Here is a 24,972-nt window from a genome sequence, read left to right on the forward strand (position 1 = left end):
GGAAACCCCGTTATGCCAAGCACCAAACCAGAGCCCGAAAAGCAGTTGCTTCACCTCGTGATTGGCGGGGAGTTGTCCAGCCTGGAAGGCGTCACCTTTGCGGACCTCGACAAGGTCGACATCGTTGGCGTGTTCCCAAACTATGCCACCGCTTATGCCGCCTGGAAGCAAAAGGCGCAGATGACGGTCGACAGCGCGCAGACCCGCTACTTCATTGTGCATCTGCACCGCTTGCTCGACCCGCGCCCAAGCTAATCCTCGGCGAGGGCAGCGAGCACCGCTGCGATAGCGCCGGGCGGGCCGATGCGCTCGCGGCCGAGCGCGCCAAGCTGCGCACGCTTGTCGGAATCTTCGAGCAGATCCCGCAACGCATCGCCAATTGCGGCTGCCTGCGGCGCCACGACCGTTCGCGCTTCTCCGAAGAGATTTTGTTCGTCGTTGAAGCGCGAGCGGCGATCGCGTGCATTGATGAAGGTGATAACGGGCTTGCCCATTCCCAAGGCTTGAACCGTTGCCGTGCCTGCTTGGGACAGCACCAAGTCTGAATTCTCCAGCAAGCTCCCCAAGGCCGCGCCCCGTGCCAGGTGGATGGTAAGGCCCTCTTGGCCCAGCGTTCCCAGATCATTGGCTTCGTGACTGTGAAGGCCAATCCGGCCCAGATCAGCCGCGCGCGCCAGTTCATCGATATTGACGCTGCCGGCAACCGCCAGAAAGACGTCGGGGCGCAACGCCTCAGGCAGGGTGCGCAGCGCGGCAACCTGCAGCGCAAAGCTTTCAGGGGTAAGTTGGCGGCTGCCGGGCAGCAGGGTGACCGCCAGCGGACGCGTGCGACGAGCAGCAGCGTCATAGGCGCCATCTGGCACCGTATCCATCATGATATTGCCGGCGCAGCGCGCGTCGATATCGAGCGCCTGGAGGTTTTTTGACAATTTGGGGCTGCGAGAAAAAACGATGCGGCAGGTGCGCTTGATGGCCCAACGCTCCGCCACGGAATAAAGGCGTGCAGCACCGGTCTTGTAGACGTCGAGGTAAAACAGGTCGCGATGGCCGGTCACCAGCCCTGCGAGCACGCCGACCATGTCACCTACAACCACAACCCGCTCATACTGGCCGACGCACTGGCGCATGAACCGCAGGGCCGGGGGGATGATTGCCAGTCCGCCGCTGGCAACGTCGCGCCGCAGCGAGCCCTTGACGTTACGCCAGCCCTCTGAGGCGAGGGTCGCCCGGGGACCAACGATCGGGCAAATGCCGGCGTAAGCATTGCCCGCCCCGATCATCGGATAGGCCTCGGCGCGCATGCCGTCTGGCAAGCGGGCAATAATCGCGGCAGCGATGCCGTCTTCCCCATGCCCGTTCGAAATGAACAGCAAGGGCCGGCGGGGTGAGGCTGGCACCACGCTCAGGATCCCAGGCCGTACCGCTCATAGGCCTCATGCGCAGCGGCGGCATCGACATAAGCCTCTTGCCGATCAACATTCCAGTAGCTCAACTCGTCGAGCGGAATGGCCTTGCCGGTAATGGCGCAACGCACAAAGGTGCCTGGCTTGAGCACGACATAGTCGCCGTCGAGATAGCGGACAACTGCCTCGCTGGCGGAAAAGCCTTTGTCAAATATGTTCATGCGGCGGCTCCTTACAGTCGGGCCCGATATAGCGCTCCCGAGCCTCGATCAAAAGAGGCTCTCCTGAGCTTGAGGCTCAGGATCGGCTGGACGCGGCTTGCGGCGGGGTGTCGCCGGGGCGCCAGTGATGGTGGCCGAAGTCTGCCCATCGGTGAACTCAATGCCCACGGTCTGCCCGGGCTGAAGTTCTGCGCGTTCGCGCACCAAATTGCCCGCCTCGTCCTTGATCACCGCAAACCCGCGCGCCAGAACGCTCTTGTAGCTGAGGGAAACCAGTAGTTTCCCCTCCTGATTGAGGGCGGCTCGCCGGTCAGCCAGGCCGAGGGCTACGCTTGAGCGCAGCCGTGCTGCCAGTGGGGCCAGCTGGCTCCGCCCGTGCCGCAGTTCGGCCTGCAAGCTGCGCGGGGAGAGCTTTGGTGCCACCGCCTCGAACAAGGCGCGCTTGCGCTCGAGCAACCGGCTGGCCACTGCATCCAGCCGCCCCGCACGGGGATCATAGGTAAAGCGGGCCCGCTCCACATTGAGGCAGAGCCCGCTGTTGGCGCGATGGCTCAGGTTGCGCAGACGTTCCGCGCCGTCGCGGTGTCGCTGCTCGAGCAGCTGCGGGCGCAGCTTGGGCTCAACGCGCGACAGCCGCATGCGCTGCTCCTGCACCGAGTGGCGCAGGCACGAGAACAGGTTGCTTGAAGCATGGTCGAGCCGTTGGCGCTGCGTCGCCACGAGATCGGAAGCGCGCGGCAGGCCGGCGGCTACCGCTCTATAGCGATCGCGCGCGTTGTTGGCGAGACGCCGGCTGGCGCCGCGCTGGCGGGCGCCGAGGTCATCGACATAGCCGATCAATTCGGCGCGCACCGGCACTGCCGCTTCGGCAGCAGCAGTTGGCGTCGGGGCCCGCATGTCGGACGCATAATCGACGAGCGTCGTGTCGGTCTCGTGTCCCACCGCCGAGATCACCGGAATGGCGCTGTTGGCGACGGCGCGCACCACCGCTTCCTCGTTGAAGCCCCAAAGATCCTCGATGGAGCCACCGCCGCGGGCCAGGATCAGCAGGTCGGGGCGAGGTATCGCGCCGCCGACGGCCAGACCATTAAAGCCCTCCAGGGCGGCGACCACTTCCGGCGCGCAGGTGTCGCCCTGCACACGCACGGGCCAGACCAGCACGTGGCTGGGGAAACGATCCTCGAGACGATGGAGGATGTCGCGGATCACGGCGCCGGTTGGTGAGGTAATGACGCCGATCACCCGGGGCAAGTAGGGCAGGGGGCGCTTGCGCTCGCGGGCAAACAGGCCCTCGGCCAGCAACTTCTTGCGCCGCTCTTCCAGGAGCGCCATCAGCGCACCGGCACCGGCGGGCTCGATGTTGTCGATGACAATCTGGTATTTGGAGGAACGCGGGAATGTGGTGAGCCGGCCGCTCGCAATCACTTCCATCCCTTCTTCGGGCTTGAAGCTAAGGCGCGGGTAGCTCGTTTTCCACACCACGGCATCTATCGCCGCGTTCTCGTCCTTGAGCGTGAAGTAGCAATGGCCAGAGGCGTGCTGGCCGCGAAAGCCCGAAATCTCGCCGCGCACTCGCACCGAGCCGAATTCATCTTCCACCGTCCGTTTCACCGCTTGAGCGATCTCGGACACAGTGAATTCGGCGGCATTGGTCAATAGCTGGGGCATGGGATTGTGGTGCTCCGAAGGGGCAGCTCAGTCAAGGGCGCGGCCTATTCGGCGGCAACCGCCGTTGCAGCGGGCTGCACGTGCAGATTGCCCATTGAACTGACGATATGGTTGGCCAGCGCATCATAGATGCTGCCATAGGCGTGGCTCGCGCGCAGCAGCGCCAGCTGTGCATCGCCGAGGCGCGGCAGGTTCTGGTCATCGCTCACCACACGCATGCCCGGCTGCAGCGCGCTCTCGGGCAGGAACCCGACGGCCAGGTCCGACAGCACTGCGCTCGAGATTGCAAGAGCGTTCGAGGAGGTGTAGGCGATGCGATAATCCTTGCTGACCCGATTGAGCGCCTCAACGGCATCGGCGCGCCAAATACAGCACTGGGGGCCGCAGGCGATCGGTAGCGGATCGCTCCCCAGGGCTTGCCCGCCGTGGGACGCGACCCAGAACATCTTCTCGGTGCGGAAGAGCTCGCCGAACGTATTGCCGGTCCCCTGGGTGAAGACGATCAGATCGTAGCGCCCCGCTTTCATGCCCTCGAGCAATTGCTCGGATGCCATGCAGGCGACATCGACCACGATCTTGGGATGGGTGCGCTGGAAGTTGGAGAGAATGACCGGCAGCAGGCGGACCGCATAATCATCGGGCACGCCGAACCGGATCGAGCCGGCTAGATCCCCTTCTGAGAAGTGATCCATGATCTCGGCATTGGTGCGCAGCATCTTGCGGGCGCGTGAATACAGCGCCTCGCCATGATTGGTCAGCGAAACGCTGCGGCCATCTCGCGTCAGCAGCTGTTGTCCAAGCCGCTCTTCCAGCCGCTTGATCTGCATGGAAACCGCCGACTGCGTCTTGTTCACCCGCCGTGCGGCCTCGGTGAAGCTGCCGCAATCGGCAATGGCGCAAAAGCTCTGCAACTGATCGAGGTCCAGCGGAACGGCCATAGTGTGCATCACTGTTTTTGATGGGGAGGATGAAATCTATTTGTTAGACGAATAGATGTCCAGCCCATACTGATAGACTTACCGGCCGCGCAATGCTGCCGAGCCGGCCAGGTGCCGGCATCCTTCTGAGGTATCATCATGGCGCACTCGCTGTTCAGCGAGCGGCTCGTTGCGGCCGCTCCCGCTTTTCCTCGCCCTTTGCTCGCCCTGCGACGCTATCTGGCGCAGGCGCAGGTCGCACGAGCCCGTCGCCACGCACTACGTGCCTTGCTAGAGCTCGAAGACTGCCGGCTCAATGATCTCGGTATCTCGCGCAATGACGTGCTTGAGGCAGCGCGTACTTCCAGCCGTTCCCCCGGTCTGGCGCTTTCTGCAGCGCGGGCGCGTCGGTCCCGCCGCTAACCAAAGTTTGCACCGGCAGATCGGCCGGTGCCTTTCCGTTGGCCTGAGCGGTTAAGCTGCCGCTCCCGCCATCTCCCGGGCCGGTTTTGCCACCGACCCTTTTCCTGATGACTTGCCGGACAGTGCCTCGGGCACTCGTCCGGCTTTTTTCTGGGCTCGGTACCAGATCAGGGGAGCTTGGCAAAACCGTCGGCAAAGCCATTCAGCGAAACCGGGATGCCGATCCCTTCCTCGGGCGTCTTGAACACCACAAAGATCGCGTCCGTGCCGGTCGAGAGCGTTTCGATCAACGCATCATCGAGCATCACTTCGGCCACGCAGCCATTGGGCAGGCAGCGCACAAAGGCGACGCGTCCCATATCCTTGCCATCGACATTGAGCCCGAGGCCATTGGGCAGCAACACGCCAAGCGGCGCCAGCACCCGCAGCAGCCGCGCTTCACGATCGGCGGTCTTGAGCACAATCACGGACAGCCCGACATTAGGCTGATCCTCAGCCATCACATTCTGGATGATGGCGCATTGCTCAAAGCTTGCGCCGGGCGGCGTATCGCAGCTCATCTGCCAATCGCCGAACTGTTCGCGCACCGTTCCTTGTGCATTGGCGGCTACGCCCCAGCCAAGCGTGGCCAAGAGCACAACGCCTGCAAAGGCGAGATGGTGCTTGATATTGTGCATCACTTTTCCTGTCTCCAGCCGATCTTCCGCGCGCGCAGGATGGCCGTGTATTTCCGGACAGCGGTGAACCCGCCATCAACCAAAGCTGTGCCTTGTAACCTGACATGAGCGTTCAACTGCGGCAAGGGTGAGGCACCAATGCCGCAACAGGCACATTTTGACGCATAGTTAGACAGTGCGGGTGCGATGGACTCACTTGGTTTGATGTGATTTAGGTCAGGCCAGAGTTCTGCGCTCCGAGGTTGAGTCGGGGCGGCGTTAGCTATGCCGCATTGCCTCCTCAATCCCGGTGTGGATGCACCAGTTGATGCCGATAGGGGGTTTGTGTGACCAGGCAAGTCTTTGGAAGATTGAGTGCTGCTGCGGCAGCTGCGCTCGCACTGCTCCCGGCTGCGGCCATGAGTCAGGAACAAGCTAACCAGGGTTATGCTGCCCCGGGCCAGATCCATCTGATGGATTCGGTGACCCCGATCATGGACTCCATCACGGCGTTCCATGACGGCATCTTGTTGTGGACGATCTCGCTGATCGTGCTGCTGGTGCTCGTGTTGCTGATCGTTGTGATCGTTAAGTTCAATGCCAAGGCCAATCCCATCCCCGCACGCTTCACTCACAACACTCTTGTTGAGGTGATCTGGACCGTGGTGCCGGTGGTGGTGCTGATCATCATTGCCATTCCCTCTTTTGGTGTTCTGGCTGATCAGTTGATCACCCCCGACGGGGAGCGCAAATATCTCGGCTCGCACGTCTTCTCATTTGGTGAGGTGGAAGTTCCCGCGCCCTCGCTGACCATCAAGGCGACCGGGCAGCAGTGGTACTGGGATTATGAATATGTCGATCAGGGGGTTGGCTTCACCCAGCTCCTGCTCGCCGAAGAAAGCACCGACGGCACGGATCGTCCTACGGTAAAGCCCAACCAGCCGCGTCTTCTGGCTGTCGACAACGAGTTGATCGTGCCGGTCAATGCCACTGTGCGCCTGCAGGTGACGGCTGATCCTGCCGGCGTGATCCACGCCTTTGCGCTGCCGTCCTTTGGCGTCAAGATGGATGCCGTGCCGGGCCGGCTGAACGAAACCTGGTTCAACGCTCGCGAGACCGGCATCTACTACGGTCAGTGCTCGGAGCTGTGCGGCAAGGACCATGCCTACATGCCTATCGCTGTACGCGTGGTGACCGAGCAGGAATTTGCAACTTTCATGGCTGCTCTTGAAGGCGGCGACTATGCTGCCGCCAGTGCAACGCTCGCGGCAGTCCAGTAAGAACACGGGTTAGGGGATCCTTTCCAAATGGCCGATATTGCTCACCTCGAAGCCCAAGCCACCGGTCATGCTCCTGTGGCGCATGATCCGCATCAGCCGACTGGCTGGCGCCGCTGGGTATATTCGACCAACCACAAAGACATTGGTATCATGTACCTGATCTTCGCCATTGTGGCGGGGATCATCGGTGGCCTGCTTTCGGGCGTGATGCGCCTGGAACTGCAAGAACCCGGCATCCAGATCTTCCACGGTCTGGCAGCGATGGCCTACGGCATCGAGGGCGGTGAAGCGCTCGATGCTGGCAAGCACATGTACAATGTGTTCACCACCGCCCACGCGCTGATCATGGTGTTCTTCCTCGTGATGCCGGCGACCATGGGTGGCTTTGCCAACTATTTCGCGCCCCTCATGATTGGTGCGCCCGATACGGCGTTCCCGCGCATCAACAACATCGCGTTCTGGCTGCTACCGCCCGCGTTCATCCTGCTGCTGATGTCGCTGTTCTTTGAAGGCACGGGCACCTATGGCTTGGGCTTTGGTGGCGGCTGGACCGTTTACCCACCGCTTTCGACCGCCGGTCACCCTGGCCCTGCGCTCGACTTCGCGATCCTCGCGCTGCATGTGGCCGGTATTAGCTCCATCCTTGGTGCGATCAACCTGATCACTACCATCTTCAACATGCGTGCTCCTGGCATGACGTTGCACAAGATGCCGCTGTTTGCCTGGGCAGTACTGGTCACCGGGTTCCTGCTGCTTCTGGCCCTGCCAGTGCTTGCCGGCGCCATCACCATGCTGCTGACCGACCGCAATTTTGGGACCACCTTCTTTTCGCCTGAAGGTGGCGGCGATCCGATCCTTTACCAGCACCTGTTCTGGTTCTTCGGTCACCCCGAAGTGTACATCATGATCCTGCCGGGCTTCGGCATTGTCAGCCACATCGTCTCGACCTTCTCGCGCAAGCCCATCTTCGGCTACATGGCCATGGCCTACGCCATGGTGGCCATTGGCTTCGTCGGCTTCGTCGTGTGGGCTCACCACATGTACACGACCGGCCTCAGCCTTGATGTTCAGCGCTACTTCGTGGCCGCAACCATGGTCATCGCGGTGCCCACCGGCGTGAAGATCTTCTCGTGGATCGCCACGATGTGGGGTGGCTCGATCACCTTCCGCACCCCGATGCTTTGGGCTGTCGGATTCATCTTCCTGTTCACCGTTGGTGGTGTGACGGGTGTGGTGCTCGCCAATGCCGGTGCCGACCGTTACCTGCACGACACCTATTATGTGGTCGCACACTTCCACTACGTGCTGTCACTGGGCGCCGTGTTCTCGATCTTCGCTGGCTGGTACTACTGGTACCCCAAGATGACCGGGCACATGTACAACGAGTTCCTGGGCAAGCTGCACTTCTGGGTCATGTTTGTTGGCGTGAACCTGATCTTCTTCCCGCAGCACTTCCTGGGTCTCGCGGGCATGCCGCGGCGCTATATCGACTACCCCGACGCCTATGGTTTCTGGAACCGGATCTCTTCCATCGGCTATTACATCATGTTCGTCGGCATGCTGATCTTCTTCTACGCGATGTGGGAAGCCGCCCGGAAGAAGCGTCCCGCGGGTGACAACCCCTGGGGTGAGGGTGCGACGACACTGGAATGGACGCTGAGCTCGCCTCCGCCATTCCACCAGTTCTCGACCCTTCCCAATATGGACACCTCCAAGGCGCACTAAGCGCAGCATCAAGCCGGACCGCCCAAGTGCGGTCCGGAAAACTTAAGGCAAGGCGTGTGGCACTAGTTGACAACAGCACAATGATCTCCTCGGGGGCGAGCGAGGCGCGGGTAGAAGACTACTTCGCGTTGCTCAAGCCTCGTGTGATGTCGCTGGTGGTGTTCACCGCCCTTGTCGGCCTCGCAGTTGCCCCGGGCGGCATCAACCCGGTGATCGGGCTGATCGCTGTGTTGTGCATCGCCATTGGGGCGGGCGCCTCGGGCGCTCTCAACATGTGGTACGATGCCGATATCGATGCAGTCATGAGCCGGACGGCCAATCGCCCCATTCCGGCCGGGCGCATCAGCCGTGGTGAAACCCTGGTGTTCGGCGTTGTGCTGTCGGTGTTCTCCGTAGCGCTGCTTGGCCTCGCGACCAACTGGGTCGCCGCCGCTCTGCTCGCTTTCACCATTTTCTTTTATTCGGTGATCTACACCGTGTGGCTCAAGCGCTCGACGCCACAGAACATCGTCATCGGCGGTGCCGCCGGCGCCTTCCCCCCAATGGTCGGCTGGGCCGCGGTCACGGGCTCGATCACGCTCGAAAGTTGTGCGCTTTTCCTCATTACTTTCCTTTGGACGCCGCCGCATTTCTGGGCCCTGGCTCTTTACAAGCAGGGCGATTACGGCGCGGCCGGCATTCCGATGATGCCCAATGTGGTGGGTGAAGCCTCCACCAAGCGGCAAATCCTCGCCTATTCCGTTCTGCTCGCCGTTGCGGCCCTGCTGCCGACCGCGCTGGGCTTTGCGGGCCCGCTTTATACCGTGGTGGCCGTGGTGACCGGCGTTTGCTTTTTGTACTTTGCCTGGCAGCTGTTCCGCGCCCCCGATGGCGTGCCGATGCGCAAGGCGGCGCGCAAGCTTTTCACCTATTCGCTGAGCTACCTATTCGTCGTTTTCTTCGCAGTCCTGCTCGATAGTTTCGTCGGGCGTATTGGAGTGTTCGGCTCATGAGTTCTCCCGAGGAGCCACACAAAGTTCAGCCTTTGGACCCTGCCGCCGAAGCTGCGCGCCTGCGCACCCGCCGGCGTCGCTCCATCGCACTTGGCGCCGCCCTGGCCCTGTTCGCGGTGATCTTTTACGTGCTCACCGTTATCAAGATGGGGCCCGGTATTTTGGATCGGGCACTGTGATGGCGACCATTGAGCATGATCACAAAGCCGATCCGGGCCGGCGTAACAAGCGCATCGCCATCTCGCTAGGCGCGATCGTCCTGTCGATGGCCGGCCTGGCTTACGCTTCGGTGCCGCTTTACCAGTTGTTTTGCCAGGTCACCGGCTATGGCGGCACGACGCAAGTTGCGGCCGACAACCCCAAGGGCGTCATTGCTCGCGAGATGACGGTGCGCTTCGACTCCAATGTCGAATCTTCCTTGCCCTGGACCGTAACGCCGGCCGCTTCGATCACCGATCAGATCGGCCGGGTCGATACCGTGAACTATGTGGCGACCAATCGGTCCGACAAGCCGGTTACCGGCATGGCGATTTTCAACGTCTCGCCCGATCGGGCAGGCGTCTACTTCAACAAGATCGAGTGTTTCTGTTTCACCGAGCAGACTTTGCAGCCGGGGGAAACGGTGGAGATGCCGATCGTGTTCTTTGTTGATCCCGAACTCGATGATAACCACGAGCTTGCGACCATCAAGGAAATCACCCTTTCCTACACTTTCTATGCTTCAGACAACGAGGGAAGCTGAACATGGCCGAGATTGCCAAGAACCATGACTACCATCTCGTACCGCCCAGCCCCTGGCCGTTCGTTATGTCCGTTTCCGTGTTTGTTTTCGCGGTCGGGTTGATTTTCTGGATGCATCAGTGGACGCCCTGGATCTTCGTGATCGGTCTGGTAGGCGTGCTTTACACCATGTACGCGTGGTGGTCCGACGTCGTTCGCGAAGCCAATAACGGCGTTGATCATACCCCGGTTGTGCAGATGCACCATCGCTATGGCATGATCCTGTTCATCGCCTCCGAAGTGATGCTGTTCGTAGCCTTCTTCTGGGCCTATTTCGACGGCTTCTTCCGCCTCGACGATGTGGAGCAGTATGCTCGCATGGCCGCGACAGAAGGCAGTTGGCCACCGGCTGGCATCGAGCTGTTCGATCCCTTCCACCTGCCGCTGTTCAACACGCTGCTGCTCCTGACCTCGGGCACGACTGTCACCTGGGCGCACCATGCGCTGTTGCAGAACGATCGCCAGGGACTGAAGTGGGGTCTCATCCTGACGGTACTGCTGGGTGCGGTATTCACCGTCGTGCAGGCCATCGAATATTCCGAAGCTGGCTTCTCGTTCAGCGGCAACATGTATGGCGCCACCTTCTTCATGGCGACGGGCCTGCATGGCTTCCACGTCTTGGTGGGTACGATCTTCCTGCTGGTCTGCCTGATCCGTGCCATGCGGGGCGATTTCACCCCAGAGCGCCATCTGGGCTTCGAGTTCGCCGCCTGGTACTGGCACTTCGTGGACGTGGTCTGGCTGTTCCTGTTCGCCTCAATTTATGTGTGGGGCAGCTGGGGCGTGGCGATCAATCACTGATCGCGCCATCGACAATATTCTAGCGAGGCGCAGCCAAAAGCTGCGCCTCAAGCTTTTCTGATGCAGCGTCGAGCCGACCATCTGGTTCTGTCCGTTGCAGCCGCCCCACCTGCGCCCGGCGCAATTCCTTTTGTCTGGCCCGGCTTGGCTTCCCCTGGAACCATCAAGGCCTTGACCCCCATGGGAGCCATCAATGACTTCGGCAAGTGAGCGCAGACCCGGCCGCGTCATGACCGGCATTTTCGTGCTGCTGATGCTGGCGCTGACCGCTGTTTGCTTGTGGCTGGGCAATTGGCAACTTCAGCGGCTGGGAGAAAAGGAAGCGTTGGTGGCGGCGGTCGACGCCAGGCTTCATTCGCCGCCGGTTCCGGCTCCTCCTGCTGGGGAGTGGCCGGCGCTTGACCTCGAGGCGTGGAATTTCCAGCCCGTTACGCTGACCGGGGCGTTTCAGCCCGATCAAACCGTTGCCGTCTTCACCAGTCTCACCAATCCTCGCGGGCCCGCTGGGGGACCGGGGTATTGGGTAGTTACCCCTTTCGTGCTGGATGGCGGCGGCACCGTGTTTGTGAACCGCGGCTTTGTGCCCGAGCAGTATCGCGAAGCCGCCCAGGCCGACCGGGAGGGGGCGGGGGTGCCCATGACCATTACGGGCCTATTGCGTCCGGGCGAAAAAGCCGGTTGGCTGGTGCCCGAGCCCGACACTTCGAATTGGGTTGAATGGGTCCGCGATCCCGAGCGCTTGGCCGATATGGTCGATCCCGCGCTCGCGCCGTTCGCCCCCTTCTATGTGGACATGGTGGCCGGCGAACCCGGAACCCTGCCACAGGGTGGCGAGACCATAGTGGAGTTCCCCAACAACCATCTGGGCTACGCGTATACCTGGTTTGGCTTTGCCATTGTCGCGCCCGTGATGCTGGTGGCCTGGCTGTGGGCTCAGCGCCGCCGCATGGAGCCTCAGGGCTAAGCAAGCCGATGCTGCCTTGCGGTTCGCGCCTGCTTTGACTAGGTTGCACCAAATCTCGAAAGGCACTTGCGTTCGATGCAGTTTGTTTCTACGCGCGGCCAGGCCCCCGTGCTGGGTTTCGCCGATGCCGTGCTGGCTGGCCTAGCGTCTGATGGCGGGCTTTATGTGCCGCGCGAATGGCCGCAGGTTTCTGCCGCTGAAATTGCGGGCTTTGCCGGCAGGCCCTATCCGGAAGTCGCTTACGACATTATCAGCCGTTTTGTTGGCGATGATATCCCCGCGGCCACGCTCAAAACCATTATCGATGATGCCTATGCGGTGTTCCGCCACCCCTCGGTGGCGCCGCTGGTGGAACTCGAGCCCAATCATTTCGTGCTCGAACTGTTTCATGGCCCCACGCTCGCCTTCAAGGACGTGGCCATGCAGTTCCTCAGCCGCGTGATGGATTACATCCTGCAGCAGCGGGGGCTAAGGGCCACCATTGTTGGCGCGACCTCGGGCGACACCGGCTCTGCTGCGATTGAAGCCTTCCGCGGCCGTGACACCACCGACATCTTCATTTTGCACCCGCGCGGTCGGACCTCGCCGGTGCAGCGCTTGCAGATGACCACGGTGCTCGATGCCAATGTGCACAACATTGCGCTCGAGGGCACTTTTGACGACTGTCAGAACAGCGTCAAAGCCATGTTCAACCACGCGCGCTTCCGTGACACGGTGCATCTCTCCGGCGTCAACTCCATCAATTGGGGGCGGATCGTCGCGCAGATCGTTTATTACTTCACCGCGGCCGTGTCCCTGGGCAGCCCGCATCGCCCAGTTAGCTTCACCGTGCCAACGGGCAATTTTGGCGACATCTTCGCCGGCTATTGCGCACGGGCCATGGGCCTTCCCATAGATAAGCTCGTCGTTGCGACCAACAGCAACGATATCCTGCGCCGGGCGATCGAAACAGGGCGCTATCAGACAGACGGTGTGGTGCCCACGGTCAGCCCCTCTATGGACATCCAGATTTCGTCGAACTTCGAACGGCTGCTGTTCGAGGCTGTGGATCGGGACCCAAGCGCTGTGGTGCGGATGATGGATGGGCTCAAGCAGTCGGGCGGCTTCAGCTTGCCCGAAACTGCTTTGGCCAAGATCCGCCGGGACTTCGCGGCCGGCACCAGTGATGAGGCCCAGACCAGCGCCACCATCGCCCAGACCATGAAGTCCGCGGCCTACTTGCTGGATCCCCATACCGCCGTGGGTGTCCATGTGGCACGCGAACTCTTGCCGTCCAGCACACCGATGATCACCCTGGCCACAGCCCATCCGGCCAAGTTCCCAGCGGCCGTAGCTGCGGCTTCGGGTATCGATCCAGCCCTGCCAGCCTGGCTGGTTGATCTGCACAGCCGCGAGGAGCGCCTCGAGGTGCTGCCCAACGACCAGGACCAGGTGGAAGCCTTTATTGCCGCGCGAACGCGCGCCGCCACAACAGAACGCTGAACAGGCGCTCGCAGATCGCGGCGGCCGGGAGGATTGCTTGAGCGTACAATCGACGACCCTCGACAATGGCATGGTGGTGCTCACCGACGACATGCCGCATCTGGAAAGCGCCTCGCTCGGGGTCTGGGTGAAGGCGGGGGCACGCAGCGAGCGCAAGGCCGAGCACGGGATCTCCCATCTGCTCGAGCATATGGCGTTCAAGGGCACCAAGGGTCGGACGGCGCTGCAGATCGCCGAGGCAATCGAGAATGTTGGGGGCGACCTCAACGCCGCGACCTCGATCGAACATACCGGCTATTTCGCCCGGGTGCTCAAGGATGATGTGGTACTGGCAGCCGACATTCTCGCCGACATCCTCCAGAACTCGCAATTCGATGACGACGAGCTGACGCGCGAAAAGCAGGTGATCGTCCAGGAGATTGGCGCGGCCCGCGACAATCCGGACGATCATGTGTTCGACCTGTTCCAGCAGGCTGCGTATCCCAGCCAGCCCATTGGCCGCACCATTCTGGGTACCGTTGACTCGGTTCGCGAATTCACCCCTGACACAATCCGCAAATACATGAGCCGCAACTATGTTGGCGACCACATGGTCATCGCCGCCGCGGGCAATGTGGATCACGAGGGCCTGGTTGACGTGGCGCGCCAGCGCTTTGGCGATCTCAAGCCCAATGGGGCACCGGCGCCCCAACGCGCTGAATACCACGGCGGCGAGGAGCGCCTCCTGTCCGACCACGAACAGGCGCATATCGTTCTGGGTTTTGAAGGGCGCGCCTATAATTCCGACGGCTTCTACGCCGCCCAGGTGCTGGCCTCCATTCTGGGTGGTGGGATGAGCTCGCGCCTGTTCCAGGAGGTGCGCGAAAAGCGTGGGCTGTGCTATTCCGTTTACGCCTTCCATTGGGCCTTTGCCGATAGTGGCGTGTTCGGTGTTGCCGCCGCCACGGGGGAAGACGAGGTCGAGGATTTGGTGCCCGTGGTGCTGGACGAACTGCGTCGCGCGACCGAGACCATCACCGATGATGAGGTTATCCGCGTCCGCAACCAGATTCGTGCCGGCCTGCTGATGTCCCTGGAAAGCCCTTCGGCCCGCGCCGGCCAATTGGCGCGCCAGCAGATTTTGTGGGGCCGTCCGATTCCGATGCAGGAAACCGTTGAGCGCATCAATCGCATCACCGCCCAGCGCGTGCAGGAGGTCGCCGAGCAGTTGTTCACCACAGGGGCACCAACCCTTGCCGGCATCGGTCCGGTCGGCAAGCTGGCGGAAGTCGACGCTATCGGCGACCTGCTGAAGCGTTGAGCCGGCACCATGCTCTGGCCTTGGTCACCTCCGACATCGCCCCTGGCACTGCGTGGCCCAAGGGTGATGCTGCGCCTGCCCCAGCATGGTGATTATGACGCCTGGCATCAACTGCGCCGCTCCAGCCGCGATTTCCTGAAACCCTTCGAGCCCCGTTGGACCGAAGCCGATCTGGCCCGGCGGGTATTTGCCAGCCGCGTCAAGCGGGCCCGGGAAGAGGCCGAGCAGGGCAGTGATTATTCCCTGTTCATCTTCCACCCCCAGGGCGACCGCCAAGTCCTGGTAGGGGGAATTACCCTTTCCAATATTCGCCGCCGCGCGGCGCAGTTCGTTACCCTGGGCTACTGGATGGGCCAGCAATGGGCCGGGCAGGGGTTGATGACCGAGGCGGTGGGCGTGACCCTGCCTTTTGTCTTCGACACGCTGGACCTCCATCGCATCCATGCCGCATTCCTTCCCGGCAACATGGCGTCGAGGCGGGTGCTTGAGAAGAACGGCTTTGTCGAGGAGGGCTTTGCCGAAAAATACCTGCAGATTGATGGGCGTTGGGAAGACCACGTGCTGTTTGGCCTGGTCAAGGAACGCTACCAGCGGCTGCACTACGGACAGCGCTGATATCCACCGTTGCGCATCAGCAACACTGGGCAAAGCTTGTTCGATTCAGCTTTCCCGGCTACCACAGCGCAATGTCGCCACGCCAAGCCGTCGCCCTTCGCTTCTGAACGCGCCGGACCACTGCCTTAATGCAGCCTAGCGCAGGATATAATCGCCCCTGATGCGTCACCTTATTGCTCTCGCGACCTGCCTTGCACTCGCGCTGTTGGGCCTCGCGCCCGTCGCCGCCCTTGAGGTTATTACCGTCCCCCAGGACGTCAACGCCGTTAACCTTTCGGACGTGGTTCAGCTCCAGCAAGGCAGTGAGGGGCGGGTACAACTGTCTACCGCGCCCGGCGAGGACGGGATTATCCGCCGCATCGAGGTTTTGGCCAGCCAGCAGGGCACCAATCCCAACTGGGCCCTGTTTGCGCTGCGCAATGATAGCGACCAGCAGATCGAGCGGCTCCTCGTGGCCCCGTTCTTCCGTTTGCCAGGCTCGGGCGTGTTTCAGCCGGACCTGGGTAATGAGCGGATCACCGCGCTGACGCCAAGCGCCGGCATTCGCCCGGTGCGGCTGGCCGATAGCGAGGCCGATGTTTTCGAGATTACGCTCGATCCAGGTGCGACCGTAACGCTCGTGGCTGAATTGGCGACCGGCGAGTTGCCGGAGCTTTATCTCTGGGAGCCCAACGCCTACCGCGATTATGTGAACTCCTTCACGCTGTTCCGAGGGGTGGTGCTGGGCGTCGCCTCGCTTGCGGCCGTGTTCCTGACCATCATGTTTGTGGTCAAGGGCCGCGGGGTGTTTCCTGCAACGGCCGCCTTTGCCTGGGCGGTGCTGATTTACCTGCTGATCGATTTTGGCGTGCTGGGCCGATTGCTGGGCCTGCCCGCAGGGGCAATGCAACCCATCCGGGCAGCTTCGGAGGCTGGGATCGCCACGACCCTGGCGGGCTTTCTTTTTATATATCTCAACCTGCATCGCTGGCATCTGCGCTTCGTGCATTTGGCGCTCGGCCTGGCGGCATTGTTCCTGGCGCTGTTTGCTTTTGCGTTTTTCCAGCCAGCGATCGCCGCGACGATTGCGCGTCTCGTCCTCGTGCTCCTTGGCGTGTCGGGCTTTTTCCTGATCCTTCTGCTTGCCCTGCGCGGCTATGACCGGGCGGTGCTGCTGGTGCCGACTTGGATCATCATCATTGCCTGGCTGTTTTTCAGTTGGCTGGTGATTTCCGGGCAGGTCTCCAATGACGTGGCCCAGCCGGCGGTGGGCGGGGGGCTGGTGCTCGCCGTCATGCTGCTCGGCTTTACCGCCGTGCAGCACGCTTTCTCGGAAGGGCAGGTGTCGATTGGCACATTGTCGGAGGTCGAGCGCCGGGCGCTGGCACTGACGGGCTCGGGCGACTTCGTTTTCGACTGGAACATCGAGCGCGACCGCGTTTCGGTGTCGGACGAACTGGCGACCCGCTTGGGCGAGAAGCGCGGCGCCTTGCGCGGCTCGATCAAGCGCTGGCTCGACCGCGTTCACCCCGAGGATCGCGATCGCTTCCGCACGGCGTTCGACACGCTGGTGGAGCTGCGGCGCGGCAAGGTTTCGGCCGATATGCGCATTGCCGGCCATGACGGCAATTACCGGGCCTTCCGGATGCGGGTGAAGCCGGTGCTTGGTGGCGACGGGCAGGTCAACCGCATTGTCGGCACGCTCCAGGATGTCACCGAGGATCGTGCGGCCCGTGAGCGGCTGCTGCATGACGCCGTGCATGATAGCCTGACTGGGCTGCCTAATCGGCAGTTGTTCCTTGACCGGCTGGACCGCGCCCTTGAACGGGGCCGGACCCCCAATGGCGTCAAGCCGGCCGTGTTCCTGATCGACATCGATCGGTTCATGGAGCTCGAAGAACGCATCGGGCATTCGGCCGCCGATTCAGTGCTGCTGGCCATTTCACGGCGCATCGCCCGCATCATGCGTCCACTCGATACGGTAGCCCGCATTACCGGCGACCAGTTCGCCGTGGTGCTGGCCGCGGAGCAAACCGCCGGGCGCATTGCCGAAACGGCCGAGCAGATCCGCAAATCGCTCAAGGCGCCGTTCAATTTCGGCGACCGCGACCTGACGCTAACAGCGTCCATTGGCATTACCATCTATGACAGCGAGCCGGCTACGGCCACCGAAGTGCTGCGCGATGCCGAGCTGGCGATGTACTACGCCAAGCGACTCGGTGGCGACCGGATCGAGGCTTACCGCGCTTCGGCCCGCTCCATATCCGCCTACAACCGCACCAGCGAGGAGGACCTCGAGCGCGGCATGAAGAATGGCGAGCTACAGGTGCAGTTCCAGCCGATCATGGATATCCAGTCCGGCAAGATCGCCGGTGCGGAGGCGCTGATGCGCTGGAACCATCCAACGCGCGGGGTGGTGGCACCCGAGGAGTTCATTACCCTGGCCGAGCGCTCGGGGCAGATCGAGCGGCTGGGCCGCATTGCCTTTGAGCAGGCGGCCTACCACACCCGGGACTGGGTGAGTTCATTGCCCAACCTGTCCGAGGAGTTCTTCGTTTCGGTCAATCTGTCACCGACGCAGTTGGCGACGGAGGCGTTGCTCAACGACATTCGGACGATCCTCGGCCAGAATGCCGGCATTGCCAGCCACCTCAAGCTTGAGCTGACGGAGTCACAGGTGATGACCAATCCCGAGCACTCAGCCTTTGTGCTCGATGCCTTGCATAAGCTGGGGATCGGGCTCGCGCTCGATGATTTTGGCACCGGGCACTCCTCGCTCGGTTACCTGCACCGCTTCCCGTTCGACACCATCAAAATTCCGCCCGACTTCGTGCAGATCAGTGCCGTCAATGGTGCTGGACATACGCAGGGGCCGATCATGCGCGCCATCATTGCGCTAGCCAACGATCTCGATCTCGCCGTGATCGCGGAAGGCGTGGAAACCCAGCCGGAATTGGAGCGCCTGCGCGAGCATAATTGTCGCCTGGCGCAAGGTTTCGTGTTTGGCGCGGCGATGAGCGCCAGTGAATTCACCAAGCATCTGAGCGCCCAGCTGGCGCGCTAGCCCTCAGGGCTAGGCGTGGCCGGCTTCGGTGCTCAGATTGGCCAGGCTCGCATGCATGCTGGCCAGCGCCGCCTCGTAGCGCTGTTCCACCGGCGTTTCGAACACCAGGTCATGGGTAAAGGGGACGGTGAGCCAGCCATTATTGCTGATCTCGCTTTCGAGCTGGCCGGCGCCCCAGCCGCAGCAGCCAAGGGCGAATAGCGCTGACTTGGGCGCAGGACCAAAGGCCATGGCACGCAGGATGTCGAGCGTTGCCGTCAGGCACACCCCATCGGCAACGGCATAGGTATTGCCGCTCTTGTAGTCGGCCGAATGCAGCACGAAGCCGCGGCCCTTTTCCACCGGGCCGCCGCGCATCACCGGGCGTTCGCGGATGGTGTCGGGCAGCCGGATCACGGCGTCGGGGTCGCCCAGGTCGAGCTCGTCGAGGATATCGGCGAACCGCATCTCGGTGATGCGCTGGTTCACGACCAGTCCCATGGCGCCGTCGTCGTTATGGCCAACGAGCAGGATCACGCTTTTGGCAAAGCGTTCATCTGCCATATCAGGCATTGCGACCAGCATCTGTCCTTCAAGTGTCGTCATAGCGCTATAATAGGCATTCCCCGCGGCACTGCCAAGTTGGGCTGCGGCAGGTTGGCATGTTGGGGGCATCACGAAGCCCTGATGAGGCGTCAGCTTTTTCTTCACCTCATCCTGCGTTAATGCCCGCCCATGCAGTGCGCTCCGCTCATCGCCGCTCTTTTTGTGCTCGTCTCGCCCGCCTGGGCTGGCGAAACGCCGTGGCAGGAAGTGGCGCCGGGGGTGAAGCTCCGGCTGATCAGCACCGGCGAAGTGCGGGCCGATGGCTCGGCCATGCTGGGCCTCGAGATCGACATGCCCGCAACCACCAAGACCTATTGGCGGGTGCCGGGCGACACGGGCTTGCCGACCAAGCTCGATTGGACCGGATCGGTGGGCATAACGGGCGGGCAGATCCATTGGCCCTATCCCTCCCGCTCTGAGACCGCGGACTATCTCGACTACGTCTATTTCGGGCCAACGGTGCTGCCCATCGAGGTGAGCGTCGATGGCGCCGAGCCGGTGGTGGAGCTCTCGGCGCTGTTGGGCATCTGCTCCGATATCTGCATGCCGGCCCAGGCCCGGTTTACGCTGCCGCTCCAGCTCGATGCGCCGGACCGGGCCAATGGTTTGCGCATCCGGCAGGCCTTGGCCGATATCCCCGTTCCCTGGGACGGGTCGGGCGAGCCCATTTCCGGAGTGCAACTGGGGGCCGATGGCGAAAGCCTCGATGTCCGGATTGCCGATCCGGCGGTGGAGCCGGATTCGCTGATTGCCGCGACCGCTTCGGGCGAGCCGCTGTTTGGCAGCCCGCAAAGCGGGGCAGAGCCCGGGCTGGTGCTGGTGCCGGTTCGAGGCGAGGATGGCGCCGCCGATCTGCACAACGAAACGATCGAGTTGACCTTCATGACCAGCCGCGGGCCCTATGTCGTGGTTCGCACGGTCGAGGGGCCGCAAACGCCCAAGGATTGAGGAAATCGGGGTTCGCCCTTGTATGCCTAACCAAAGCCGCATATCCCGGTCAGGAAGGTGGCGGTATCGGCCGCACAGACGGCCCGCAATGGAGCAAAAACAGCAATGATCAAGAGTGGCGATGCGCTTCCGTCCGTGCCGGTAAAACTTGTCGGGGCCGAGGGGAGCACTGACACCACCAGCGATGCCGTGCTGGGCACGGGCACTGTGGTGTTGTTTACCGTTCCCGGTGCGTTTACCCCGGGCTGCCACGTCAATCATCTGCCTGGCTTTATCGCCAATGAGGCCAAGCTGCGCGCCCAAGGCGTGGATCGCATTGTTTGCGCCGCCGTCAACGACCACCATGTGATGAAAGCCTGGGCCGAAGCCTCGGGCGCGGTGGGCAAGATCGACTTCCTGGCCGATGGCAATGGCGAGCTTGCCGACGCCATGGGGCTGAGCAAGGACCTCAGCGTTGCCGGCATGGGCAAGCGCTTCATGCGCTCGGCGCTGGTGATCCGCGATGGGGTGGTGCAGATCGTGGCGCCCGAGGAGGGCCCCGGGATCACGGCCAGCGGCGCGCCAGCCATTCTGATGGCGCTGGAAGCGGCCAACACCCCTTCGACGCTCTAGGAGGCCGGTATGCGCAAGATTTCGCTTCGAGCGGCGGGCAAGTTCGGTATGCGCGCCGGTGGCGCGGGCGTCGTTGCGGCGCTGTTGGCGGGTTGTTCCATGGGCGGGTTGATGGGCGGCAACGGCACGCCGGCGGCCCAGCAGAACCTGCAGAACGCCACCGCGAGCCCGGCCGCCATGGCCGAGGCGCAAACCAATGCCCTGCCGGCGATAGCCACCGAATGCCCGCCCATCAAGGTGCGGCCGGGCGGGGAAGCCATGTATTACTACGGCAATGGCCGCACCGGGGACCCGCGCTCGCTGCAGTATCAGGGCGTGATCGAGGAAAGCTCGCGCAATTGCGTGGTCTCCAATGGCCTCATCACCGTGCAGATGGGCGTGGTCGGCCGCGTGCTGCTCGGCCCCGCCGGCGACCAGAAATCGGTAACGGCGCCGATCCGCTTTGCGGTGGAACGCGATGGGCAGGCCGTGTTCTCGGAGAAATACTCCATTCCCGTGGCGATCACGCCGCCCGCGCAATCGGCCGAGTTCGTCAAAGTGGTCGAAAACGTCGCCATTCCCTATCTCGGGGGCGAGGAGATCACCATCTGGGTGGGCTTCGATACCCGCGGCTAAGTTCACCTCAGAAATCGAGCCGGGCGTGCCAAAGCGCCGCCCGGGTTTTTAAACCCTGCGGTTGCCGCTGCGTCATGGGGCGAGATTCGTCCCGGTGCCGGTCGTCCGGCGTTGCAGGATAGAGGTGGAACTCACCTCGCCCCATGTTTCCCAGGGACTCTGTGGTGAAAGACCGTCCTCGGCTTGGACCCGCGCCGACTAGGGCACGATGTGCCCGGTGCCCGGGGTGAGGTCGGGCCAGATCATCCGTCACCGCAGGAGATGGAGCGACCTCCACCTCACCCGGCATTCCCGCACCGACCGTTCGTCGCGACCGCGCAGCTTGTGCGGGAACAGGAGCGATTGTGCCTGAGGTTTTCGGGGGCGGGGATAATTTTGTTGCGGGGCTGGTGCTGGCGCCCTCGCCCTTCGAGGCCGCTGCGCGGCACCTCAGGGTGAGGGCTGGGAGGGGCTGGTGAGTGGGAGTTAAGGTTGGAAAGAGCAGGGAGCTTTCGGGAGCCCTCATGGTGAGGTGCGCAGCGAAGCGTAGCCTCGAACCACGGGGGCGGCCATCATCAACTTGCGAGTTGCCCCACAAAGGGCGTTTGAAGACGGTGCCGCAGGCTCGATTGTCAGGCCGGGATAAGTCGGTCTAAGAGTCCCGGCATCGAGTTCTTGGATAGGTTTGAACCCCCACCCTTTCAGCCATTCGGGCATCGCCCTCATGGCCTTCTTGCCTCCGACCGCTCCACTGGAGCGATCGGCCGCGGAGCGGACGGCGCGAAGCCCCACAAGGGGGAGGGTGTCGACTGAAAAGGCGGTTCATCAAATGGCGGTCTAGCGACGGGCCGGTGCTGCACCCACGCAGAACCGCCACCCTTTCAGCCATTCGGGCATAGCCCTCATGGCCTTCTTGCCTCCCATCGCTCCACTGGAGCGATCGGCCGCGGTGCGGACGGCGCGAAGCCCCACAAGGGGGAGGGTGTCGACTCAGGGTCTGTCCCGCACGCCCACAAAAAAGCCCCCGGCTGGTGCCGGGGGCTGCATTCACGCCGCCGAAGCCAGCAGCGGCTTATTCCGCCGCTTGCGCCAGCTCGGTGGGCTCCCAGCGCAGGATGGGACTGCGGGCGGCGCGGGTTTCGTCGAGCCGACGCCGAGGGGCCTTGGTGGGGGCGGCGGTGAAGCGCTCGCTATTGCCGGCCTTGGCTTCGGTCGCCAGTTCCACCATCACATCGCAGAACTGGTCGAGCGTCTGCTTGCTTTCGCTTTCGGTGGGCTCGATCAGCATGGCGCCGTGCACGACCAGCGGGAAATACATGGTCATGGGGTGGAAACCCTCGTCGATCAGCGCCTTGGCGAAATCGAGAGTCGAAACCCCGGTATCCTTGAGGAAGCTGTCGTCAAACAGCGCCTCGTGCATGGTGGGATAATCGGGGAACGGCACCGAGAACAGATGCTGCAGGCGCGCCTTGATGTAGTTGGCGTTGAGCACCGCATCTTCGGCGGCCTGGGCGAGGCCATCGGCGCCGTGGCTAAGCATATAGGTGAGGGCGCGGACATACATGCCCATCTGGCCGTGAAAAGCCGTGACGCGGCCCAGGGCCTGATCCTGCACATGTTCCACCAGTTCCAGCCCATCAGCGGTCTTGCGCACGAATGGGACCGGCGCGAAGGGTGCTAGGGCCTCGGAGAGCACAACGGGACCGGCACCAGGCCCGCCGCCGCCATGAGGCGTCGAGAAGGTCTTGTGCAGGTTGATGTGCATGGCATCGATACCAAGATCGCCCGGGCGCACCACGCCCATGATGGCGTTGAAATTGGCGCCATCGCAGTAAAAGAACGCCCCGGCATCATGCACAGCCTGGGCAATCTCGATCACTTCGGGCTCAAAGAGGCCGCAGGTGTTGGGGTTGGTCAGCATGATGGCCGCGACTTCGGGCGACAATGCCGCCTTGACCGCTTCCACATCGACGGTGCCATCGGGGCGGGCGGGCACGGCCTTGACCGAATAGCCGAGGAAGGCGGCGGTGGCCGGATTGGTGCCATGGGCGCTTTCGGGCACAAGCACGACAGTGCGGTGCGCCTGACCGGCAGCTTCCTGAGCGGCCTTGATCGCCATCATGCCCAGGAGTTCGCCATGGGCGCCAGCCTTGGGGGAGAGGGCCACGGCCGCGGTGTTGGTGAGGGTCATCAGCCAATGGCTGAGCTGGTTCATCAGCTCGAGCGCACCCTGCACGGTGGAAACCGGCTGGAGCGGGTGGATGTCAGCAAAGCCGGGCAGCCGCGCCATCTTCTCGTTGAGGCGCGGATTGTGCTTCATCGTGCACGAGCCCAAGGGATACATGCCGCTGTCGATGGAATGGTTCATGCGCGAGAGGCGCACATAGTGGCGCATGGCTTCGGGCTCGGTGAGGCCGGCCAAGTCAAGCTTGGCCTTGCGGCCAAAACCGCCCAAGCGATCACTGGCAAGCTCCACCTGAGGCAGATCGACCCCTGAATGCTCGGTATCGCCGATCTCGAACAGCAGCGGTTCATCGGGGATGAGTGCCGAGCCAGAGGCGCTGGTGCTGCCGCCGGTGCCGATACCGGAGGGCCGACCCTGATTGTTCATGCTCATGCCAGTTCCTCCGTCAGCGCCGCGGTGAGGGCGGCGATATCGGACTCGGTGGTGAGTTCGGTCGCGGCCACAATGATGAGATTCTCCACCTCGGGATCACCCGGCAGGAGGCGGCTCGCGGGCACCCCAGCCAGGATTCCCCGACCGGCGAGCCGCTCGACAAGGCCAGCAGCCGGCTGGGTGACACGGATGGTCATCTCATTAAAGAAGGTCGTATTGAGCACCTCTATGCCCGCAACCCCGGCCAGCGCATCGGCCAGCCGCATCGCATTGGCATGGTTGAGGCGGGCCAGGCGCACAAAGCCCGCCTCGCCCAAGAGCGCCATATGGATGGAGAAGGCCAGAGCGCAAAGCCCGGAATTGGTGCAGATGTTGGACGTGGCTTTCTCGCGGCGGATGTGCTGCTCGCGGGTAGACAGCGTCAGCACGAAGCCGCGGTTCCCGTCGGCGTCAACCGTTTCGCCGCAAAGACGGCCCGGCATCTGGCGAATGAATTCTTTCTTGGTTGCCATGAGCCCAAGATAGGGGCCGCCATAGTTGAGGGCATTGCCGATCGACTGGCCTTCGCCGACGACGATATCGGCACCCAGGGCGCCGGGCGCCTCGATGAGCCCCAGCGACACGATTTCGGTGATGACGACGATCAAGAGCGCGCCCTGGGCATGAGCGGCATCGGCGGCCGCCTGCAGATCACGCAGATGGCCGTAGAAATCGGGCGTCTGCACGACGATGGCAGCGGTTTGCCCGTCGATATGGTCGAGCAGGTCGCCCTGGCCCTCGGGGGAGGGGGAGAGGCAGACGAGATCGGGATCGTCCTTGAGATAGGAGCGGACGACGTCGCGATATTGGGGATGCAGGCCCCCCGACAGCACGATCTTGCGCCGGCGGGTGAGGCGCCGGGCCATCAGCACCGCTTCAGCGGTGGCGGTGGAGCCATCGTAAAGCGAGGCATTGGCCACATCCATGCCGGTGAGCTTGGCGACCTGAGTCTGGAACTCGAACAGCATCTGCAGGGTGCCCTGCGAGATTTCGGGCTGATAGGGCGTATAGGCGGTGAGCCATTCCGAGCGCTGGATCAGGTGATCGACCGTGGCGGGCACATGATGGCGATAAGCGCCGGCGCCGAGGAAGAACGGGCCATCCCCCGCGGCATGGTTCATGCCCGCGAGGCGGCGCATATGCGCCTCGACCAGATATTCGGGGCTGTGCGCGGGCAGGTCGAGATCAAAGGATTTTAGGGCACTTGCGGGCACGGCGCTGAACAGCGCCTCGACGCTCGTGGCGCCGATTACATTGAGCATGGCGGACCGTTCGGCCGCCGAATGGGGAAGGTAGCGCATGAGGGG

The 24,972-nt window shown here is 62.8% G+C and carries 24 protein-coding genes; 16 read left to right on the forward strand and 8 right to left on the reverse strand.

Annotated features, from left to right (window positions below; genetic code table 11):
* Window positions 1–12 precede the first annotated feature (12 nt).
* Window positions 13–255, forward strand: a complete 243-nt coding sequence (locus HRQ64_RS05900) for a DUF4170 domain-containing protein (RefSeq protein ID WP_127752167.1) — start codon at window positions 13–15, stop codon at window positions 253–255.
* Here HRQ64_RS05900 and HRQ64_RS05905 read toward each other — a convergent pair.
* Genes HRQ64_RS05905 through HRQ64_RS05920 form a run of 4 tightly spaced genes read right to left on the reverse strand, consistent with a single transcriptional unit; the run spans window position 252 to window position 4,230 of the window.
* Window positions 252–1,400, reverse strand: coding sequence for a hypothetical protein (locus tag HRQ64_RS05905; RefSeq protein ID WP_172122574.1), 1,149 nt, complete (start codon window positions 1,398–1,400; stop codon window positions 252–254). The genes HRQ64_RS05900 and HRQ64_RS05905 overlap by 4 nt on opposite strands.
* A gap of 2 nt (window positions 1,401–1,402) precedes the next feature.
* Entirely contained in the window at window positions 1,403–1,624 is a 222-nt protein-coding gene (locus tag HRQ64_RS05910; protein ID WP_127752169.1) for a DUF2093 domain-containing protein, read from the reverse strand.
* 48 nt (window positions 1,625–1,672) lie between these two features.
* Window positions 1,673–3,292, reverse strand: a complete 1,620-nt coding sequence (xseA, locus tag HRQ64_RS05915) for an exodeoxyribonuclease VII large subunit (RefSeq protein ID WP_172122575.1) — start codon at window positions 3,290–3,292, stop codon at window positions 1,673–1,675.
* A gap of 44 nt (window positions 3,293–3,336) precedes the next feature.
* On the reverse strand, window positions 3,337–4,230 hold the full coding sequence (locus HRQ64_RS05920; protein ID WP_172122576.1) for a LysR family transcriptional regulator: 894 nt from the start codon (window positions 4,228–4,230) through the stop codon (window positions 3,337–3,339).
* A 138-nt stretch (window positions 4,231–4,368) separates the two neighbouring features.
* On the opposite strand from HRQ64_RS05920, the gene HRQ64_RS05925 reads away from it, so the two are divergent.
* Entirely contained in the window at window positions 4,369–4,632 is a 264-nt protein-coding gene (locus HRQ64_RS05925; RefSeq protein ID WP_172122577.1) for a DUF1127 domain-containing protein, read from the forward strand.
* A gap of 167 nt (window positions 4,633–4,799) precedes the next feature.
* On the opposite strand, the gene HRQ64_RS05930 is transcribed toward HRQ64_RS05925, so the two are convergent.
* On the reverse strand, window positions 4,800–5,309 hold the full coding sequence (locus HRQ64_RS05930) for an invasion associated locus B family protein (protein ID WP_127752173.1): 510 nt from the start codon (window positions 5,307–5,309) through the stop codon (window positions 4,800–4,802).
* Between the two features lie 398 nt (window positions 5,310–5,707).
* Between HRQ64_RS05930 and coxB the strand changes: the two genes are divergently transcribed.
* The 11 genes from coxB to HRQ64_RS05985 all read left to right on the forward strand — a co-directional run bounded on the left by coxB (window position 5,708) and on the right by HRQ64_RS05985 (window position 18,270).
* Entirely contained in the window at window positions 5,708–6,568 is an 861-nt protein-coding gene (gene coxB / locus HRQ64_RS05935) for a cytochrome c oxidase subunit II (RefSeq protein ID WP_127752174.1), read from the forward strand.
* Between the two features lie 27 nt (window positions 6,569–6,595).
* A complete protein-coding gene (gene ctaD, locus HRQ64_RS05940) occupies window positions 6,596–8,293 on the forward strand; it encodes a cytochrome c oxidase subunit I (protein ID WP_127752175.1) in 1,698 nt (565 codons plus the stop codon).
* Window positions 8,294–8,349: 56 nt separating this feature from the next.
* Window positions 8,350–9,285 (forward strand): heme o synthase, encoded by a 936-nt coding sequence (locus HRQ64_RS05945; protein ID WP_349236676.1) that lies wholly within the window; start codon window positions 8,350–8,352, stop codon window positions 9,283–9,285.
* Complete coding sequence (locus HRQ64_RS05950) at window positions 9,282–9,464, forward strand: hypothetical protein (RefSeq protein ID WP_127752176.1); 183 nt, start codon at window positions 9,282–9,284, stop codon at window positions 9,462–9,464. Before HRQ64_RS05945 ends, HRQ64_RS05950 begins: the two co-directional genes overlap by 4 nt.
* On the forward strand, window positions 9,464–10,027 hold the full coding sequence (locus HRQ64_RS05955) for a cytochrome c oxidase assembly protein (RefSeq protein WP_127752177.1): 564 nt from the start codon (window positions 9,464–9,466) through the stop codon (window positions 10,025–10,027). Before HRQ64_RS05950 ends, HRQ64_RS05955 begins: the two co-directional genes overlap by 1 nt.
* Window positions 10,028–10,029: 2 nt before the next feature.
* Window positions 10,030–10,866, forward strand: coding sequence for a cytochrome c oxidase subunit 3 (locus HRQ64_RS05960; protein WP_172122579.1), 837 nt, complete (start codon window positions 10,030–10,032; stop codon window positions 10,864–10,866).
* A gap of 193 nt (window positions 10,867–11,059) precedes the next feature.
* Window positions 11,060–11,830, forward strand: a complete 771-nt coding sequence (locus HRQ64_RS05965; RefSeq protein ID WP_172122580.1) for an SURF1 family protein — start codon at window positions 11,060–11,062, stop codon at window positions 11,828–11,830.
* 75 nt (window positions 11,831–11,905) lie between these two features.
* Window positions 11,906–13,312 carry a threonine synthase gene (gene thrC / locus HRQ64_RS05970; RefSeq protein ID WP_172122581.1) on the forward strand — a complete coding sequence of 469 codons (1,407 nt, stop codon included), beginning with the start codon at window positions 11,906–11,908 and terminating at the stop codon, window positions 13,310–13,312.
* A gap of 37 nt (window positions 13,313–13,349) precedes the next feature.
* Window positions 13,350–14,612 carry a pitrilysin family protein gene (locus tag HRQ64_RS05975; protein WP_127752181.1) on the forward strand — a complete coding sequence of 421 codons (1,263 nt, stop codon included), beginning with the start codon at window positions 13,350–13,352 and terminating at the stop codon, window positions 14,610–14,612.
* A 66-nt stretch (window positions 14,613–14,678) separates the two neighbouring features.
* On the forward strand, window positions 14,679–15,227 hold the full coding sequence (locus tag HRQ64_RS05980) for a GNAT family protein (RefSeq protein WP_248305237.1): 549 nt from the start codon (window positions 14,679–14,681) through the stop codon (window positions 15,225–15,227).
* Between the two features lie 160 nt (window positions 15,228–15,387).
* Window positions 15,388–18,270 (forward strand): EAL domain-containing protein, encoded by a 2,883-nt coding sequence (locus tag HRQ64_RS05985; RefSeq protein ID WP_127752183.1) that lies wholly within the window; start codon window positions 15,388–15,390, stop codon window positions 18,268–18,270.
* Between the two features lie 9 nt (window positions 18,271–18,279).
* Here HRQ64_RS05985 and HRQ64_RS05990 read toward each other — a convergent pair whose 3' ends face one another.
* Complete coding sequence (locus HRQ64_RS05990; RefSeq protein WP_172122582.1) at window positions 18,280–18,855, reverse strand: YqgE/AlgH family protein; 576 nt, start codon at window positions 18,853–18,855, stop codon at window positions 18,280–18,282.
* Window positions 18,856–18,984: 129 nt separating this feature from the next.
* Between HRQ64_RS05990 and HRQ64_RS05995 the strand changes: the two genes are divergently transcribed.
* The 3 genes from HRQ64_RS05995 (at window position 18,985) to HRQ64_RS06005 (ending at window position 21,030) form a co-directional block, all read left to right on the forward strand.
* Entirely contained in the window at window positions 18,985–19,803 is an 819-nt protein-coding gene (locus HRQ64_RS05995; protein ID WP_172122583.1) for a protein-disulfide reductase DsbD domain-containing protein, read from the forward strand.
* Between the two features lie 105 nt (window positions 19,804–19,908).
* Window positions 19,909–20,415 carry a peroxiredoxin gene (locus HRQ64_RS06000; protein ID WP_172122584.1) on the forward strand — a complete coding sequence of 169 codons (507 nt, stop codon included), beginning with the start codon at window positions 19,909–19,911 and terminating at the stop codon, window positions 20,413–20,415.
* A 9-nt stretch (window positions 20,416–20,424) separates the two neighbouring features.
* Entirely contained in the window at window positions 20,425–21,030 is a 606-nt protein-coding gene (locus HRQ64_RS06005) for a hypothetical protein (RefSeq protein ID WP_127752187.1), read from the forward strand.
* A 1,051-nt stretch (window positions 21,031–22,081) separates the two neighbouring features.
* Here the strand turns inward: HRQ64_RS06005 and gcvPB are convergent.
* Together gcvPB and gcvPA are read right to left on the reverse strand one after the other, a co-directional pair.
* A complete protein-coding gene (gene gcvPB / locus HRQ64_RS06010; RefSeq protein WP_172122585.1) occupies window positions 22,082–23,626 on the reverse strand; it encodes an aminomethyl-transferring glycine dehydrogenase subunit GcvPB in 1,545 nt (514 codons plus the stop codon).
* A complete protein-coding gene (gene gcvPA, locus HRQ64_RS06015; protein ID WP_172122586.1) occupies window positions 23,623–24,966 on the reverse strand; it encodes an aminomethyl-transferring glycine dehydrogenase subunit GcvPA in 1,344 nt (447 codons plus the stop codon). Before gcvPA ends, gcvPB begins: the two co-directional genes overlap by 4 nt.
* Window positions 24,967–24,972 lie beyond the last annotated feature (6 nt).

Source organism: Devosia sp. 919, from assembly GCF_013185965.1.
Classification (GTDB): Bacteria; Pseudomonadota; Alphaproteobacteria; order Rhizobiales; family Devosiaceae; genus Devosia.